Origin of the sequence: Photorhabdus namnaonensis, assembly GCF_001684335.1 — a bacterium.
Taxonomy (GTDB): Bacteria; Pseudomonadota; Gammaproteobacteria; order Enterobacterales; family Enterobacteriaceae; genus Photorhabdus; species Photorhabdus namnaonensis.
The window spans coordinates 1-17,319 of sequence record NZ_LOIC01000020.1 but is presented as its reverse complement, the minus strand read 5'-3'; the positions used below and the strand labels follow the sequence as shown (position 1 = coordinate 17,319).

The following is a 17,319-nucleotide window of genomic DNA, read 5'->3' as shown; positions in this document are numbered from 1 at the left end:
GAACATGCCCGTCGCGAATAGCAAGAGAAAATTTTCATTTTTTTAATTTACGAAAAAATAAATTTGTAACAAAATGTTACAAACTCAAGAGAAATTGAATTATCGTCAATCGCATTTCTTCGATTTTAAAAACTTCGTTTTAAGTGATGTTGCGGATAATATCCGTATCGTTGATTCCCTCACCTTCTAATTTCAGTAAGTGAGGGGCGAATATAAATATATAAGGTTCTTAATCGTCGCTATCCATTACTTCATGACGCAGGTCATGATAACCTTCCTCATCAAAGCCATGTCTCCAGTAAGGAATGGCATATAGTTGGTGGCGTTCATAGCCTTTTTCTCGGCGAACATAGCGACGAAGTTCTTTTACCAGCTTATCTTCACCGGCAAGCCAGAAAGTGACATCTTCCGTTGGTAATGACCAGGATTTAAATTCAGATACGATTTTGTCAGCTATTTCAACATCACCGGTGATCCAGTGAACCGCTATTCCAGCCGGTTTTTTTAATTCCTGAATATCTTGCTCACTTTCGATACGAATAATGATCTGCCCGGTCGCATCTGGTTTTACTGTTTCCAAGAGCGCGGCAATAGCAGGCAGGGAACTTGGATCGCCAGCCATATAGTAGTGGCTGACTTTTGGCAGTAATGGATCTGGGCCGCCGGGGTTAGTGATACCGATCCAGTCACCGATTTTAGCGCCATAAGCAAATTCCACTGCCGGGCCGCCATTGTGGTGTAATGCGAACTCAATATCGATCTCTTTTTGTTCGGTGCGGATAGCGCGAACGGAGTAAGTACGGACAATTGGGCGCAGTTCATTGGGGGGCCATATTGGGCCTTCTGGGGATAAAGCCGGTAATACCGGTTTGGTTTGCCCCGGAAGCGGTAAGAATATCTTTAGGTGCCCGCCTTCACATTCCGTGGGATAACTATCCAGGCACTCGCTGGTAAAAGTAATGCTACGCATATTCGGTGTCACATCGAAAATGTTTTTTACCTGAACAAGCCTCGGTGGTGCAGGACGGTAAATATTCTTTTCTTCAATTATGCTATTAGTCACGTAAAATTCCTCTGAAAAATTTACCGAAGGTTATTGTCTGATAAAGCCAAAGTTACTGCCTATCTCAATAGGGCTATTTTATTTGTCATTTTGAACCTGGGCAGTGCTCAAAATCCTCACGTACTACGTGTACGCTCCGGTTTTTCCGCGCTGTCCGTGTTCAAACTGCCTGCAACAATTACGCCTATTGGGATAGGCTTTTAGTGTAACAGCAATTGGCGAAAATGATAATTATTATCATTCAACAAATTGCGTTGCTGTCGATAATGGGATTTATCCGCCTTTTTTAATCCAGTGAAAATTGAATTTCTACCTCTGTACCGCCATGTTTTCGATTCTTTATCTGTAATTGTCCACCCAGGATAGAAACTCTATCTTGCATAATAGCCATGCCAAATTTGTTTTTATTAGCGGAGTCCAGATTGATACCCTGACCGTTATCACTAACAACTGTAATAATTTTGTCATCAATAGGGTAAATGCGGACACTGATCCAATTGGCATCGGCGTGCTTATAACAGTTGTTTAAACATTCCCTAATGATTTGTATCAAATGTTTGCTGTAACTGTCAGGAATGTGCTGATGGGTCAGGCGGTAATTGAATTCAATGTTAAAGCCTAAACGGTGGTTAAATTCATTAATCAAGTCCTGTAAAGATTCTTGTAGATTACATTGAGGTTGTTCATTCCTGAAAGTTGCCAGTAATTCTCTTAGTTGGCGATAGGCAATATTCAACTCATCTTTAATCATATTTAGCGAGGTTAAACTTTGCTTGGGTAAATTATCACTGCCGATATATAGGCAATTAACTTGAATCTTAAGGAAAGAGAGGGATTGAGCAATGGAATCGTGGAGTTCACGGGAAATAGCGGCTCTCTCTGCGGCCAGCACACTCTGGTGTTGGCATTGGAGCTGATTTTCCCGTAATAGTTTATTTGTCATTAAAGTTACCACATCTTGAACCAGACTTTTTTCAGCGGGAGTAAGATCACTATTTCTGTGTGTTTTTATCCAGAGTGTCCCATAGTTATCAATATTGTCATCTAAATTCCATCTCGTAATAAGCGGCATATCGAAATAGGGGCATTGATGAGGATTACGGAAGGAATATTCTTGTTGTGATGGATAAAAGATGATTTTGGCTTCACAGAAAGGGATCAAGCGATTGAGGTGGGAAAAAATCTCCTGTAGCTTTTCAGGTAGCAGCTTACAATTTTGTAGTTTGAAATGGCTTTGACAGAGAAAATCTAAATAGCCATTTTTTTGTTTCAGGGCGTTAATTTCTGCTTTGTATCTTGCATGTTGCCATTCTTTAACAGGAACAGAGTTATGTACCACTTTTATCAGGAAGTAGACATTTGTAATACTTAACATTATCAATAACGGTAAAATCAAATCTGGAATCGACGGTTTATTAATCAACAATAGTATAAAAAGTAAAAATAAATTTATAATAGAGTTGATTACAAACAGTTTTTGATTTTTGAAGATGGTGTTATTTGAACTTGTTTTCATCAGGCTAAGATTCCGTTCTGCAATACTGATGAAAACTTTAGCTCAATTTATTAAATAGTGTTAATAATTACTTCAATTTCATACCGGCTGCTGTCATTAACAGGCGAAATAGTGTGGAAACAGCAAAAAGAGCCAGCACACTGCATAACCAGATCATTGCCATCCAGCCTATCCGTTTCCATACAGAAGGGCGTGGCGTGTTTTGATTAGTGGTAGCCTTGTTCATGATTAACTTTCCCTCTAAAAACGTAGTAGCTCCAGTAGGTGTAAACCAGGATCACTGGGATGATAAGTAGGGCGCCGACCAGCATAAAACCTAAACTTTGTTGTGGCGCTGCCGCAGCTTCATAGCTGATGGTCGGTGGGATCAAGTTAGGCCAGATACTGATGCCTAATCCACTGTAACCAAGGAAAACTAATAATAGCGCTGATAGAAACGGTGTGTAATGAGTTTGGCGTTTGATTGAATGTAGTAGTTTCCAGCCCGCCCAGACCACTAATAGTGGCACAGGGAGGAAGAATAACAGGTTAGGCAGACTGAACCAACGTTCAGCGATTGCCGGATGGATGAATGGCGTCCATAAACTGATAATGGCGATAACTGTCAGCATCAGAAAAATGAGCGGACGGGCGATACGGTACATCTCTTGTTGTAAGTGACCTTCGGTTTTCATAATTAGCCAGCCGCAGCCTAACAAGGCGTAAGCAACTACCAGCCCAAAACCACAAAATAAGGGGAAGGGTGAGAACCAATCAAAATAGCCGCCGGCGTAAGCTCGGTTTTCCACCGGGAATCCTTGAATAAAGGCGCCCACCACCACGCCTTGAACAAACGTCGCCATCACAGAGCCGCCGATAAAAGCTTTGTCCCAGATATGACGATGCTCAGGCGCGCTTTTGAAACGAAATTCAAAGGCGACGCCACGAAAGATCAGGCCGAATAACATTAATGTCAGGGGAATTGTTAACGCATCAAGTATAACGGCATAAGCCAAAGGGAAAGCACCGAATAAACCCGCGCCTCCAAGCACCAGCCAGGTTTCGTTGCCATCCCACACCGGCGCGACGCTGTTCATCATTAAATCACGATCCCTATCGCTTTTAATCGTGGGATAGAGCAACCCAATGCCAAGATCAAAACCATCCATGACAATGTACATCATGATGCTGAACACAATGATGATGAACCAGATTAACGGCAGATCAATACCCATTTTCTAACTCCTTTTTGGGCCCCTTGCGGATAAGTTTCATCATGTAGGCGTAACCCACACCAAATACTGAGCTGTAAACCGCGATGAAAAGCAACAAACTGATGCTCATATGGATTTCACCGTGTGCGGATACCGCATCTTTGGTGCGTAGCAAACCATAAACGACCCACGGTTGACGGCCGATTTCGGTAGTAAACCAACCGGCAAGAATGGCGATCAGGCCGGAAGGCGCCATCAAGAATATGAAACGCAGGAAGGCTTTTGACTGGTAAAGTCGTCTTTTATAGCGCAACCAAAGCCCCCAAAAGCCGGCAATTATCATCAACATACCGAGGCCGACCATCACTCTAAATGACCAGAAAACCATAAGCGCGTTTGGTCTGTCTTCCGGTGGAAACTCCTTAAGAGCTGGAACTTGCTTATCTATACTGTGAGTCAGAATCAGACTGGCGAGATAAGGGATTTCGACGGCATAACGCGTCTCTTCCCGTTCCATATCCGGGATACCAAACAGGATCAGCGGAGTCGCTTCGCCGGGAAGATTTTCCCAGTGGCCTTCCATTGCCGCGACTTTGGCGGGTTGATGCTTGAGTGTGTTAAGACCGTGAGCATCCCCAATCAATGCCTGTAAAGGCGCAATAATCAGGATCATCCACATCGACATGGATAGCATTTTTTTCATTGCTGTCGAGTCATTGCCTTTTAATAAATGCCATGCCGCTGAAGCTGCAACAAAGAATGCTGAGGCGAGGAAGGCCGCAGTAGACATATGAGCCAGGCGATATGGAAAGGAGGGATTAAATATCACGGCCAACCAGTCAACGGGGACGACCTGATGATTGACAATTTCGTGGCCTTGCGGGGTTTGCATCCAACTATTGGAGGCCAATATCCAAAAAGTGGATATCAGAGTACCTAGCGCAACCATAAGGGTGGCGAAGAAATGTAATTTTTCACCTACACGATTCCAGCCAAATAACATCACGCCGAGAAAGCCCGCTTCAAGAAAGAACGCGGTCAATACTTCGTAAGTCAGTAATGGGCCGGTGATCGAACCGGCAAAATCAGAGAAAAAACTCCAGTTGGTGCCGAACTGGTAAGCCATCACCAGACCGGAAACCACGCCCATGCCGAAGTTAACAGCAAAAATTTTCGACCAAAAATGATATAGCGCTTTGTAATCGGTATTCCGCGTTTTCAGCCATAATCCTTCCAATACGGCTAAAAAACTGGCCAACCCGATGGTAATCGCCGGAAAGATAATGTGAAACGAGACGGTAAACGCGAATTGAATTCTGGCCAGTTCCAAGGCGCTTAAACCAAACATAGTGACCTCTTATTTTTAGTTTGAATAAAGGCAGGAAATGTATACGGGTAAGTAAAGCATGAAAAAAATAACTATAATAGTGACAGTTTTCTGTATATTAACTATAACAGTTTGCGGAGAGGTCTGAATTGATGAAGCGTTATGAACAATTTGCCAGGCAAATTCTTCAACATATCGAAGATGGCACCTGGCTGGTGGGAGATAGATTACCTTCACTGAGAGAATCAGTGAAGTTATCAGGTTTGAGTTTGATGACCGTTGTTCAATCTTATCAATTATTAGAGAGTCAGGGATGGATCGTTTCTCGTCCTCAATCGGGTTATTACGTTGCTAAACGTTTACAACTCTTTGCCGCCGCAAAAGGGGGAAAGCGATTACATTTAAGTGAAAGCGTGGAAATAAGCGCTTCTATTTTTGATGTATTACAGGCGTGTAAAGATCCTGCGATTATTCCGTTTGGTTCAGCCTTTCCGGACCCATCCTTATTGATTCAGCCTAAACTTTCCAAAGCGTTAGCGGCCGCTGCCAGGCGAATAGCGCCACATAGCGCTTTAGCCAATTTACCGCCGGGAAATGATAAGTTACGCCGTAACATATCACGCCGTTATGCCATGCATGGTATTCATGTCTCTCCTGATGAAATTGTCATTACCGCTGGCGCGATGGAATCGCTGAGCTTCAGTTTACAGTCGGTGACGGAACCGGGCGATTGGGTGGTGATTGAATCACCGGCTTTTTACGGTGCTTTACAGGCCATTGAACGTTTGCGTTTGAAAGCGGTAGCCATCAAAACTGATCCACAAAACGGTATTGATTTGGATGCGCTGGAGGAGGTGATTCAGAAATACCCGATAAAAGCTTGTTGGTTAATGACTCACTTTCAGAACCCGCTAGGGGGAACGATGTCCGCTGACAGTAAATTACGGCTGGTGAATATCCTGAACAGTAATCAGGTGGTGCTTATTGAAGATGATGTGTATGGTGAACTCTATTTCGAGCAGCAACGGCCTGTACCTGCGAAAGGGTTGGACAGTGAAAACAACTTTATGCATTGCTCCTCGTTTTCCAAATGTCTGGCGCCGGGATTTCGGGTAGGTTGGGTTGCGGCAGGAAAACATGCCAGGAAAATCCAACAGCTACAAATGATGAGTACCGTTTCTGCCAGCATGCCGACGCAATTGGCAATTGCTGATTATCTTGCGGAGGGGGGATATGACAACCACTTACGCCGCCTTCGTCGCATATTGGAGCAACGTCAACACCTGATGCTACGAGCGATTAGTGACTATATGCCGACGTCGGTAAAAGTGAATCGCCCTAAAGGTGGCTATTTTCTCTGGTTGGAATTTGAGCCTCTGTTCAATGCACAGCGGCTTTATCAACTGGCATTGGCAGAAGGGATCAGCATTGCACCGGGCAGTATGTTTTGCACTAGCGAACAGTTTAATCATGCTTTTCGTCTGAATGCCTCTTTTGATTGGGATCAGGAAATGGAACGTGCTATGCAGACTTTAGGTAATATTTGTCATACATTATTGGCTGAAATAGCCTGATTTCAGGCTGTATTAATCTCTATTAAGGAGGAGAATTTTATGGAGAAAACAACGGCGTTTAAAAATAACCATTCTCAAGTAAGCGGTCCGACCATTCAAAGTTGTGGTTTTCCCGAAGGTGTGAGACAGGTAGATGTGGTTGGTGAATCTTGGAATAGCTGGTTTGATGGTTCTGGTGTTACAGCCGATTTTATGACAGAACGCGAACAGTCGTCAGTACAAGAACGTGAGGGATTCTGATACTGAGACACTATGCTTGATACCGGGAATAATTACTCTGTGGTTTATCGCTGCTTCAATGAACTTTATGGTGTCCACGACCTTTTTTGCAGACACCATTTTGGGATTATTTCACCGTATTATTCTATACAAAACGCTCTTACATTACTTCCTTTCTTTCTCCGAGTGGTCATACTGTCAATCCAATCTTCTAATGATACCTTCTGTGCTTTCTCGAACGCGGGTCTTACATTTACCCATGATTCGTATCTTAGGTTATATTCTGCTTGTGGCAGGAAGTAATGAGATTTGAATTCGATAAGACCTTTATCATCTTCGTAAGCGACGATTGAAAACTCAGACCAATATAAGAAGAATGACACGCCACCTCTTGGTGATGTGGCAAGAACACTTTGTACGAAATTGGATTGAGTTTGTCTCCTGCCCGCATAGGATAATGCTGCGATAGCTAATTGTCTCAGAGGGGTTTTCATCTGCTCTTTCTCTTGACTGGATAATCCTAAGAAGTTTTCCAGGAAAGAGTTGATCAAAACATCTGCGTCATGACTTTTTTGAATAACATTTTGTACGCTTGTTGACAGCAAAGAAAGGAATGGAACGCCAGATAACTCTTCTGTGAATGAGAAGAAATTCTTTTTATTACCCTGGCCTTGAGGATCTAAAGGATTATAGCCTGAGACCGCACGGCACATATTAATAACAGTTTGCAAGCCTTCGGTAATGCTTAACGGATTTTTAGATGATGTGGAAGAGTCTTTTGCAAGCTGTGTATAATCTCCTGTAGCTGCGCCATTAGCCGGACTCTGTACATCGGAATAATCGCCAGCATCAGGAGAATCCATAATAATATTGCCTGAGCGTTCCCAATCGTTAAGGAGCCTTGTTCCTCCTTTTTCAATATGTTCTATCCATTCTTGGGCTTTTTTAACTGCATAATCAGGATTATTTAAGATATGTTCCATGATTTTTATCCTTAATAGATTTATTAAGTTAGGGATTGAATGTTAGGGTACTGTTGAAAATAGGGAACAATATTTAACCCTATTATTAACAGTGAGATAAATCGATAATCATGTACTTAATATTACTACTTTTTTAGCTTGGTAATTTTTGTTTTAAATTTTTGTTAACGAATGTTAAATATATTTTTCGCAAACTAAGTATATCCATAAATGGATATTTTTCACTATCAAATATTAAGGGTATGTAATTTAACTTATTCCGCACGGATAAATGGTTATTTATGTGATATTTTCATATATTGTATTTTTATTGAGCTTAATAGTTTTATTGAATAACTATAATGAGAATAATCTCAGAACATATTGGTAATGATGTCATTGATATAAATCAATTAATCTACTTATAGAAAGTTTTCAGTTTATGCTTTCGTTTTGGTTGTCATACAATTGATTAAATATTCTATGGTTATCTTATCTTCTTTCTCCAATACTGATCTTGTCATTTCCCATATTTTCTGGCTGAGATTATATTCTGCCTGGCAAAGATTATAATGAGATGTAAATTTAATCGTACCTTTGTTATCTACTTTCTTTATTGTCAATACAGAAGAATAGAGTAAGAGTGACACTCCATTTGGGGTTTTAGCCAGAACATATTGTACCAGGTTGGATTCTTTTTCCTTCTGATCGGCATATGATAAAGCGGTATCAATCAACTTTTTCAAATAAATCTTGAGGGTAATTTTATCTTGAGGAGATAATCCTTGAAAGACTTTAATAAAAGAATCGATCAAGACATCTGTGTCATGGCTTTGTTGAGTGACCGTACTTTTGTCTGCCCATAGTAAAGAGAGAAAAGGAACCTTTTCTATTTCTTCGGTGAATGCTATGAATTTCTGCGCATTGCCATCACCTTCTGGTTCCAATGGATCATAGCCTGATGCGACTCGACATAAGTTGATGATAGTTTGCAGCCCCTCAGTGACACTGACTGGATATTTATTTGATGTAGCTGATTTCTTTGCGAAGAGTGTGTATGCATTTGTCGTTGCTACACTGGCTGGACTTTGTATATCAGAAAGATTCTCAATTTCTGAGAAGTGAGTAAAGATATTATCTGAATATGGCTGTGTTTTAGAATATTTTTCTCCTCTGTATTTAATGTATTCTATCCACTCTTGAACATCTTTAAATTTATGATCAAAATTTGTGAATATATCTCTCATAGTTGTTTTCCTTATATGGATTTATTAGATAAGTAATTGATTTTTATTTCTTACTCAACATAATTTCCAGATTCAGAAACGATAATTTATTTTATATCAATAACAATCTTTTAATAATAGTATAAAAATGCAATATGTAAAGTCTATTTCAATAAAATTTGTGCGGTTTTTATTGAATAATCTTACATTATACTATTCTGCTATTTATTTTTTATTTTATAATAATGCATTTTATTATTAGTTATTTTTCAATTTGTTTTGATTCATATTTATTAGGTGAAAATAATTACAAGTGAAAATTACGATCAATTATATTAAATTTTTTGTTGAATTTTTTGTTGTATAGTTTGTCTTATTTATTCTATTGCTAAGTGAGTAGCACTGTCTAAAGAATGTAATGTGGATTTGTTGTGTGAGAAATTTTTTATTTTTATCAATTATAAAAGTAATTTAAAGTATCGTCAAAATAGAGATGCGCCGATATTTTTTTTCAAAATAAGTGAGTTAAGAGTTTTAATTAGTTTATGAGATATGAAGAATAAATTAGATGTTGAATCGTGATTTTTTATTTATATTGTTGAATATTAGTGATTATTTAGTACTTAGTTATTATTGGATGAAGCTTCGTATATTACAGGTAGTTTTATTGATCTGACGGCAGGGAAATAACATTGCAACATTTACGGACTCGCTCTTAAGCAAGTCCGTACGAAATTGTTGGATCAATTACTAATACCTACCTGTTTCATCAGCACAGAATCGTCCCAGAATAGATACTCTTCATCCATAACCCCTTGTTTGTTCCAGTGTCCGATTGTCGCCATAGGGAGGTGATACGCCTTACCTGTAGGTTTAATAACCTTACCGTCCGGGAGAACCATAGGTTTCGTAAATGTTCCATCTGTAAATCCCGTCACAGCGGTCCATTCCGCATCAGCAGTACCAAACCGTACCGGGTGCTCCGTGATTCGGTTATCAGGGGCAAATGTCCACATATACTTCAGATCGTCAAGATGCTGTCGAATACCCTTCGTAGTATGACCATCAGGGTAGTGAACAATAATGTTCATGGCATGGCTCTTATGTAGATCCCACCATCTTTGGTGTGTATAGACACGGAAATCAAGATCATCAAAGTTAGCCAAATTTTTTGCCAGGGCTTCGGGCATCCCTTTGATTTTGGGGGTTGGTTGCTCTGCTTTCGTGCCGGGCCAATTGTTTTGCACCGCAAGTGCTACCGGGCTGGCAGTAAGCAGTAAAAGCGTGAATAACGATAACCTCTTGTGACTTTTCATGGTCTTTCCTCTTTGTGAGTACTAAAGGAACTAAAAGATTGTTTTATAAAGATTTAAGTATTGATGGGCTCCTTAATTAGATAAATTAAAAATGATTGTTCATCGGCTTGTTTGAATTTTGACTAGATAGAGAAGAACCACCCGAAACAACGTAGTTTAATAAGGAAACGGACTTACACCGGATAACTATCGTATAGAAAGACATCAGGAATCAGATACTACGCCTAATAGAAAAGCCTGTAAATAGTCACATAAAGTAATTATTTTTATAAAAAATCAACTGGCTCGGATTAGCCGTTTTTACACCAAAACCAGCTTCTATATGAAAACAAAAATCCACGCAATTGCGTGGATTTTAAGAGTTTTAATCAGTCTCAGAGATATCTTGCGATGCAGTGAGAGATGAAAAGTCAATTAGACATTAAACAAGAAGTTCATCACATCGCCATCTTTAACGACATAATCCTTACCTTCTGAACGCATTTTACCGGCCTCTTTTGCACCTTGTTCACCTTTATAAGTGATGAAATCTTCAAAAGAGATGGTTTGTGCGCGGATAAAACCTTTTTCGAAATCAGTATGGATCTTACCGGCTGCTTGTGGTGCGGTGGCGCCAACCGGGATGGTCCATGCCCGAACCTCTTTCACTCCGGCAGTGAAGTAAGTTTGCAGACTCAGTAACTGATAACCCGCGCGGATAACGCGATTTAAACCGGGTTCTTCCAGGCCAAGTTCAGCCATAAACTCTTCGCGTTCATCATCTTCCAGCTCCGCGATATCCGATTCTACCGCGGCACAAACCGGAACGACCACCGAGCCCTCTTTTTCTGCGATCGCACGAACCGCATCCAAATGTGGGTTATTTTCAAAACCTTCTTCGTTGACGTTAGCGATGTACATGGTGGGTTTCAGCGTCAGAAAACTCAGATAGCGGATAGCTGCTTTCTCTTCGGTGCTGAGATCCAACGCCCGCAACATACCCGCTTGTTCCAGATGAGGCAGACATTTTTCCAGTACTGCCAATTCTGCTTTGGCATCTTTATCGCCGCCTTTGGCTCTTTTCTGGACACGATGAATGGCTCGTTCGCAGGTGTCCAGATCGGAAAGGGCCAGTTCGGTATTGATGATCTCAATATCAGAAGCAGGATCAACTTGACCGGAAACGTGAATGATATTGTCGTTGACAAAGCAGCGCACAACATGGCCGATAGCTTCCGTTTCACGAATGTTGGTCAGAAACTGGTTGCCCAAACCTTCACCTTTTGACGCGCCTTTTACCAGACCCGCAATATCGACGAATTCCATTGTGGTCGGTAGGATTCGCTGAGGTTTCACAATTTCCGCCAGTTGTTCAAGCCGTGGATCTGGCATAGGAACGACACCGGTATTGGGTTCAATGGTGCAGAACGGGAAGTTTGCCGCTTCGATACCTGCTTTAGTCAGCGCGTTGAATAAGGTTGATTTTCCGACGTTAGGCAGGCCAACGATACCGCATTTGAATCCCATGATTTTCACCTTAAATTACTTATAAATCAAAAGGCTGTGTTAGCCTGTTCGATGAGTCAAAAAAATTGGCGCCATTATACACGGAATGGCGGGTTATCACGATCTTACAGACAAGATTTATCGACTTCATGTCATTAAGCGCTGGCTTTGAAGCTATGTAAACGATTGATTGCCTTATTCATATCTTGTTTCATCAGGATATCCGTACAACGCAGCGCCTCATCAATGGCATCATCGATTAGCTTTTGTTCACTGGCTGGTGGTTTGCCTAGCACAAAGCCAATCACTTTATTTTTGTCGCCGGGATGGCCGATACCGATACGTAAGCGGTGAAAGTTAGGATTATTGCCAAATTTATTCTGAATATCTTTCAAGCCATTATGGCCGCCATGACTGCCGCCCAGTTTCATTTTTGCCACTCCTGGCGGTAAATCGAGTTCATCATGGGCCACCAGAATTTCATCCGGTTGAATGCGGTAGAAAGAGGCGAGGGCGGTGACAGATTTACCGCTAAGATTCATAAATGTCGTCGGAACTAACAGACGAACATCATGACCGCAGATATTGATCCGGGCGGTGTAACCGAAAAATTTACTCTCTTCTTTCAGTGATTGATTGTGGCTTTGAGCGAGCAGGTCAACATACCAGGCTCCGGCATTGTGTCTGGTTTGGGCATATTCAGCACCGGGATTAGCCAGACCGACGATTAATTTTATGTTACTCACTATTTTTCTTCACTTTTGGCCTAAAACAAAAAGAGGGCTAGTTTACCTGTCGGGTGCGACGAGTACAAAGTTCAGTTTGATGACTCTTTCCTTTAAGTGATTACTGATGGTTATCGAACAATAAATTATTTTTAGGATATGAAATTGTAAGCAGTAATTATAAAAAATAGTTGTCAGCCTAAGTTTTAAGAATGTTTCATTATTCTTCTTCTAAGCTAGAATATAATTGAAATAACTGATTGATTATAAATTGATATTATTTAATTTGAGGAAAATATATGAAACTCAAGAATGATTTTAAAGCTTTTTCCATTAGTAATAATGCCAATGTAGTGAGTCAAGCAGGATACGAAGAGAGCACGAGTTTAAAGACAGGATTTCCCCCGGAAAATATTACCACTCATTTATTAAACAAAGTATTACGTCAGTCGTCGACAATAACATCTGTTGTGGCTAATTTTATTGCGACATATTCCGACAATGATGTTCTGGATGATGGGGATGTAGCTAAACTTATTGTCCAGTTAAATAGCGCGTTAGAACAAAAAATCGCGATACAAGTACCAAATGCTTCATTAACACAAAAAGGTGTTACTCAGCTCACAGATAAAATAGGTAATAGTAATACTCTCGCCGTCACTCAGAAGCTAGTTTCTGATGTAAATGATAATGCGAATAACCGATTGGCAAAAAATCAAAATGGCGCAGATATTCCTGATAAAAACGCGTTTGTGAAAAACCTCGGCTTATCGGAAACCGTGGAATTGGCGAAAAACGCGGTATCGGCTAATGGGGGGAATTATCCACAATATTTTAGGTTTAAACAGGTTGAAACGCTGCCTACTGAACGTAACGCGACGATGTTAGTTTCTTTACAGGGCGCTAAACCGGCAAATGAGATAGTCGGTTTTACACTTTACAACTGGTATGACAATTATATTAAAACAGGGATTGTGCGTGGCGGTAGCGTTGATACCTACGGATATACGATAGATATTAATGGCAGACGGGTTTTTTCTGTTTCTCCCGCGGGTCAGATTGAAGCCGCGTCAGCGAATATAAATGGGAATGCTAGGTTTAAACAAGTCGAGACAATTCCAAACGAACGTAATGCGGTTGTGTTAGCTTCTGAATCTGGTGGAAGACCGGCGGGTACAATAGTCTCGTATACACTTTACAATTGGTATGACAATTATGCTAAAGCCGGTATTGTGCGTGGTGGTAGTGTAGATACCTATGGATATTCTATAGATATTAATGGTAGACGGGTTTTCTCTGTTTCTCCTGCGGGTCAGATTGAAGCCGCGTCAGCGAATATAAGGGGGAACGCGGGTGTTTTTAATGTAATACATGACACCGGTAGACATGCTTATTTTCAGTTTATTGAGGAAGCAAAAAGAACGGCCTACGTTGGATTTCCGGGTGACGGCTCATCGGACTTTGATATTTGTAATGAAAAGAAATCTAGCAAATTAACAATTGGTGGAGAGCTAGCCGCATATATCAATAACAATCGGGTTTTTTCTGTTTCTCCGGTAGGTCAGATTGAAGCAGTGTCGGCAAATTTAAAGGGGGCCGGCGGTGTTTTTAATATAACATATGACGCGGGTAGACACGCATATTTTCAGTTTATTGAGGGAGGAAAAAGAACCGCCTACATTGGAGTTCCAGGTGACGGCTCATCGGATTTTGATATTTGCAATGAAAAAAGATACGGCAGACTGACAATTGGCGGCGATAAATTGCAATATAACGGTAATCCTATTGCCATTCTTAATAATAACTGTATCGCTGACACTAACGGCAATCTTAAAGTATCCAGCCCCATAGTAAGTATTCATCCAGACGGAACTTACGAACTAACGCGTGAAGCGGAGGGTATGACTGTCGAGCGGATAGAGACAGGGAAATATCGCATCAGCGGCTGCAACGGTTTTGCTAAAGATGGAGCATGGGGAATTCATGGTGGTACCATTGTTCCGGCAGACAGTAACGGGTTAAATCTGATTTGGGTTAATGAATCAGTAGATATGCCTAGTGGAGATATAACCATTGAGTGTTATCATCGTCAAAATAGAGACGCGCCGATATTTGCTCAAAATAGACGTGTTAAGAGTATTAACGATGGCGGGGAGGTCGTTTATTACAATGAGGGTGAGCTATGCGATATTCCCGATGGACGAGTGATTAATGTTCGAGTTCAACTGCCGGGAAAATCATAATAATTGAGAGCTAACTCATAATCACAAATAAACATAAAACCCGTTGAACGACTTATGCAACGGGTTCTTTCTTATGTTTTGATGAAAATTGTATAGAGACTTAATACCGGATTGGACAAGAATTTACGATAGTTTTGCCAAGTGATTACTAATAGTTATCGGCTGATAATTTATTTTCATTATACAAGGCCATAAAAAGTCATTTAATGTGGTCAGTGGCTATAAATGAATATAACGGTGGGAACTTTATGGTATTACTGATGAACATCAATCGTATTTTTCGTAACGCAATAAGTTTAAGTTATAAGATAAATAAACGTGTGCTAATAGCCTGTTTTCTATTTGCCGCGTTTATGCCACTGAAAAGTTATACTGCGTTACCTGAATCAGGAAATTCTTTGATTGGTGTTGAAAATTGTCAGGATTACCCGGAATCCGCCGTGAAACATAATCAGGCTAATAAGAAACTACACGAAAACGTTACTCAGAAAGAGAAAAAGCGATTGGAGCAGAGGCGATGTAGTGGTTTTTTATCAAAGAGAAGCGTAATAGGAAAAAACGATAGCGGTGAAAAACCAAAAATACCCCAGTTACATGAAAGTGATCCTAAAGATGATAATCAAAATCTCCCGCCTTTAATCCTCTCTCGTGGCCCTGAATTCCTTGGATTACTAAAGAAAGATCCGAAAAAATTAGCGCAAGATTATGTTGTCAACAAGTTAAATAGTCAGATAACCAATAGCACCCAGAAATGGTTATCACAGTTTGGTACAGCGAAAATTAATTTAAATGTTGATCATCATGGGCGCTTGGACGAAAGTTCCGTAGACTTACTCGTGCCTTTCTATGATGATAAAGACCACTGGCTTGTTTATAGCCAATATGGATATCGTCATAAAGATAGTCGTGACACTGTGAATTTAGGTGTTGGAACCCGTTTATTCGTAAATAACTGGATGTATGGGGCGAACACTTTTTACGATAATGATTTAACCGGCAATAACAGCCGATTCAGTCTGGGTGGTGAACTGTGGACTAACTACCTAAAAATGTCTGCTAACGCATATTTTCGCCTGAGCGATTGGCATAATTCTCGTGATTTAGCCAATTATTATGAACGCCCTGCCAATGGCTATGACCTTATCGCCGACATGTATTTACCTGCAATGCCGTCAATTGGCGCCAAAATAAAATATGAACAATATTTTGGTGATAATGTTGCGTTATTCGGCAAGGACAATAGGCAAAAAGATCCCTATGCAGCAACTATTGGGGTAAATTATACCCCGATTCCACTGATCACAGCGGGAGTTGACTATAAATTAGGAAAAGAGGGAAAGAGTGATGGCATATTTTCGTTTAATGTGAACTACCGATTTGGTGTTCCGTTATCAGAACAGCTTTCACCAGAAAATGTTTCTTCACTACGAAGTTTAGCTGGAAATCGTTACGATTTAGTTGAGAGAAATAATAATATTATTTTGAATTATCTGAAAAAACCGCAACGTTTTAGGTTACTGGTCCCTGTATTAGAAATCAGTGGTTACGGTGGTGAAATTAAACCAATACAAATTCAATCTGATACTTCATTAAAAGATATTGCCTGGGAAATGCCTGAATTATTCCAGAAAAATGGCGGAATTGTAAATATAGCAAGTACTCATGGTTATACCATTAAGTTACCGGAATATCAGCCTGATGGAAAAAATGACTATACCATAACAGGTACAAGTAAAGATGAGCAGTGGGGAGTGCAGATACAAGCTCATGTATTACAACGTAATATTTCTTTGAATGTTAATACCACCGACCCTTTAATTGCTGATGGAAATGCGAAATATGTCTACACCGCTACTTTACTTGGCGCTGACAAAAAAACACCGATCGAAAATGCTAAATTGATTTGGGATACAGATAAAAAAGATCCTGGATTGAAATTAAAGCCTGATTCAGAGGCAACAGATAAAAATGGGCAACAGACTGCAACATTAACCAGTACAACGCCATTATCCGATATACAAGTCAGCGTCAGTATTAATGGTGAACGTGTTACGACGGATAAAAAAGTCAGCTTTACTGAGTCCAGCAGCAGCTATCGAGTTTCTAGCGTGACGGTGGATGTGGATAAAGACAAGGCGCACTACAACAACGGCGCTGACACTTATACCTTCACGGCGACGGTGGTGGATGCGCATGGCAAGCCGGTAGCGGATAAACCGGTCGACATTGACTGGCAGACCAATCCAAAGACTGACGGATTAAAACTGACGAAACAGAGCAATCCGGTGAGTAACGCGCAGGGGCAGGTGACGGCGACCTTAACCAGCACGGCGGTGGTGAAAGATGTGCTGGTATCGGCGAAAACGGCTACCCAGCAGACGGCGGTGAACGCGAATGGAAAAGTCAGTTTTACGGAGTTCAGCGCCAGCTATTATGTCGCCAGCGTGACGGTGGATGCGGATAAAGACAA

At 40.8% G+C, this 17,319-nt stretch carries 14 protein-coding genes; 4 read left to right on the top strand and 10 right to left on the bottom strand.

Going from position 1 to position 17,319, the window contains the following annotated elements:
- Positions 1–229 precede the first annotated feature (229 nt).
- From Phpb_RS04710 to Phpb_RS04695, 5 genes are all read right to left on the bottom strand, one after another.
- Complete coding sequence (locus Phpb_RS04710; RefSeq protein ID WP_065389399.1) at positions 230–1,063, bottom strand: siderophore-interacting protein; 834 nt, start codon at positions 1,061–1,063, stop codon at positions 230–232.
- Between the two features lie 286 nt (positions 1,064–1,349).
- On the bottom strand, positions 1,350–2,438 hold the full coding sequence (locus Phpb_RS04705) for a histidine kinase (RefSeq protein WP_240492401.1): 1,089 nt from the start codon (positions 2,436–2,438) through the stop codon (positions 1,350–1,352).
- Between the two features lie 208 nt (positions 2,439–2,646).
- Positions 2,647–2,805, bottom strand: a complete 159-nt coding sequence (locus Phpb_RS23525; protein ID WP_075489392.1) for a DUF2474 domain-containing protein — start codon at positions 2,803–2,805, stop codon at positions 2,647–2,649.
- Positions 2,786–3,793: a cytochrome d ubiquinol oxidase subunit II gene (gene cydB, locus Phpb_RS04700; protein ID WP_065389397.1), complete on the bottom strand. Its 1,008-nt coding sequence runs from the start codon at positions 3,791–3,793 to the stop codon at positions 2,786–2,788. The genes Phpb_RS23525 and cydB overlap by 20 nt, the downstream gene beginning before the upstream one ends.
- On the bottom strand, positions 3,783–5,120 hold the full coding sequence (locus Phpb_RS04695; protein ID WP_065389396.1) for a cytochrome ubiquinol oxidase subunit I: 1,338 nt from the start codon (positions 5,118–5,120) through the stop codon (positions 3,783–3,785). Before Phpb_RS04695 ends, cydB begins: the two co-directional genes overlap by 11 nt.
- 131 nt (positions 5,121–5,251) lie before the next feature.
- Between Phpb_RS04695 and Phpb_RS04690 the strand changes: the two genes are divergently transcribed.
- Both Phpb_RS04690 and Phpb_RS04685 read left to right on the top strand, forming a co-directional pair.
- Positions 5,252–6,673, top strand: coding sequence for an aminotransferase-like domain-containing protein (locus Phpb_RS04690; RefSeq protein WP_065389395.1), 1,422 nt, complete (start codon positions 5,252–5,254; stop codon positions 6,671–6,673).
- Positions 6,674–6,712: 39 nt separating this feature from the next.
- The gene (locus tag Phpb_RS04685) at positions 6,713–6,913 is read left to right on the top strand and encodes an AbrB/MazE/SpoVT family DNA-binding domain-containing protein (RefSeq protein ID WP_065389394.1); all 201 of its coding nucleotides are present in this window, start codon (positions 6,713–6,715) and stop codon (positions 6,911–6,913) included.
- Positions 6,914–7,032: 119 nt separating this feature from the next.
- Here the strand turns inward: Phpb_RS04685 and Phpb_RS04680 are convergent, their stop codons facing one another.
- The 5 genes from Phpb_RS04680 to pth all read right to left on the bottom strand — a co-directional run bounded on the left by Phpb_RS04680 (position 7,033) and on the right by pth (position 12,627).
- A complete protein-coding gene (locus Phpb_RS04680) occupies positions 7,033–7,875 on the bottom strand; it encodes a hypothetical protein (RefSeq protein ID WP_046395196.1) in 843 nt (280 codons plus the stop codon).
- A 419-nt stretch (positions 7,876–8,294) separates the two neighbouring features.
- Positions 8,295–9,101 carry a hypothetical protein gene (locus Phpb_RS04675; protein WP_065389393.1) on the bottom strand — a complete coding sequence of 269 codons (807 nt, stop codon included), beginning with the start codon at positions 9,099–9,101 and terminating at the stop codon, positions 8,295–8,297.
- 722 nt (positions 9,102–9,823) lie between these two features.
- A complete protein-coding gene (locus Phpb_RS04670; protein ID WP_065389392.1) occupies positions 9,824–10,396 on the bottom strand; it encodes a nuclear transport factor 2 family protein in 573 nt (190 codons plus the stop codon).
- 414 nt (positions 10,397–10,810) lie between these two features.
- Positions 10,811–11,902, bottom strand: a complete 1,092-nt coding sequence (gene ychF / locus Phpb_RS04665; RefSeq protein ID WP_065389391.1) for a redox-regulated ATPase YchF — start codon at positions 11,900–11,902, stop codon at positions 10,811–10,813.
- Positions 11,903–12,036: 134 nt separating this feature from the next.
- On the bottom strand, positions 12,037–12,627 hold the full coding sequence (gene pth / locus Phpb_RS04660; protein WP_065389390.1) for an aminoacyl-tRNA hydrolase: 591 nt from the start codon (positions 12,625–12,627) through the stop codon (positions 12,037–12,039).
- Between the two features lie 278 nt (positions 12,628–12,905).
- Here pth and Phpb_RS04655 point away from each other — a divergent pair, with 278 nt between their 5' ends.
- Positions 12,906–14,849, top strand: coding sequence for a phage tail protein (locus Phpb_RS04655; protein ID WP_065389389.1), 1,944 nt, complete (start codon positions 12,906–12,908; stop codon positions 14,847–14,849).
- Between the two features lie 260 nt (positions 14,850–15,109).
- Positions 15,110–17,319: inverse autotransporter beta domain-containing protein (locus tag Phpb_RS04650; protein ID WP_240492399.1), on the top strand; the 2,210-nt coding region annotated here is incomplete at its 3' end.

Excerpts from the sequence above, each read along its gene's own strand:
- Phpb_RS04705 (WP_240492401.1), bottom strand. The coding sequence starts at position 2,438 with ATGTTAAGTATTACAAATGTCTACTTCCTGATAAAAGTGGTACATAAC.
- Phpb_RS23525 (WP_075489392.1), bottom strand. The coding sequence starts at position 2,805 with ATGAACAAGGCTACCACTAATCAAAACACGCCACGCCCTTCTGTATGG.
- cydB (WP_065389397.1), bottom strand. The coding sequence starts at position 3,793 with ATGGGTATTGATCTGCCGTTAATCTGGTTCATCATCATTGTGTTCAGC.
- Phpb_RS04695 (WP_065389396.1), bottom strand. The coding sequence starts at position 5,120 with ATGTTTGGTTTAAGCGCCTTGGAACTGGCCAGAATTCAATTCGCGTTT.
- Phpb_RS04690 (WP_065389395.1), top strand. The coding sequence starts at position 5,252 with ATGAAGCGTTATGAACAATTTGCCAGGCAAATTCTTCAACATATCGAA.
- Phpb_RS04685 (WP_065389394.1), top strand. The coding sequence starts at position 6,713 with ATGGAGAAAACAACGGCGTTTAAAAATAACCATTCTCAAGTAAGCGGT.
- Phpb_RS04680 (WP_046395196.1), bottom strand. The coding sequence starts at position 7,875 with ATGGAACATATCTTAAATAATCCTGATTATGCAGTTAAAAAAGCCCAA.
- Phpb_RS04675 (WP_065389393.1), bottom strand. The coding sequence starts at position 9,101 with ATGAGAGATATATTCACAAATTTTGATCATAAATTTAAAGATGTTCAA.
- Phpb_RS04670 (WP_065389392.1), bottom strand. The coding sequence starts at position 10,396 with ATGAAAAGTCACAAGAGGTTATCGTTATTCACGCTTTTACTGCTTACT.
- ychF (WP_065389391.1), bottom strand. The coding sequence starts at position 11,902 with ATGGGATTCAAATGCGGTATCGTTGGCCTGCCTAACGTCGGAAAATCA.
- Phpb_RS04655 (WP_065389389.1), top strand. The coding sequence starts at position 12,906 with ATGAAACTCAAGAATGATTTTAAAGCTTTTTCCATTAGTAATAATGCC.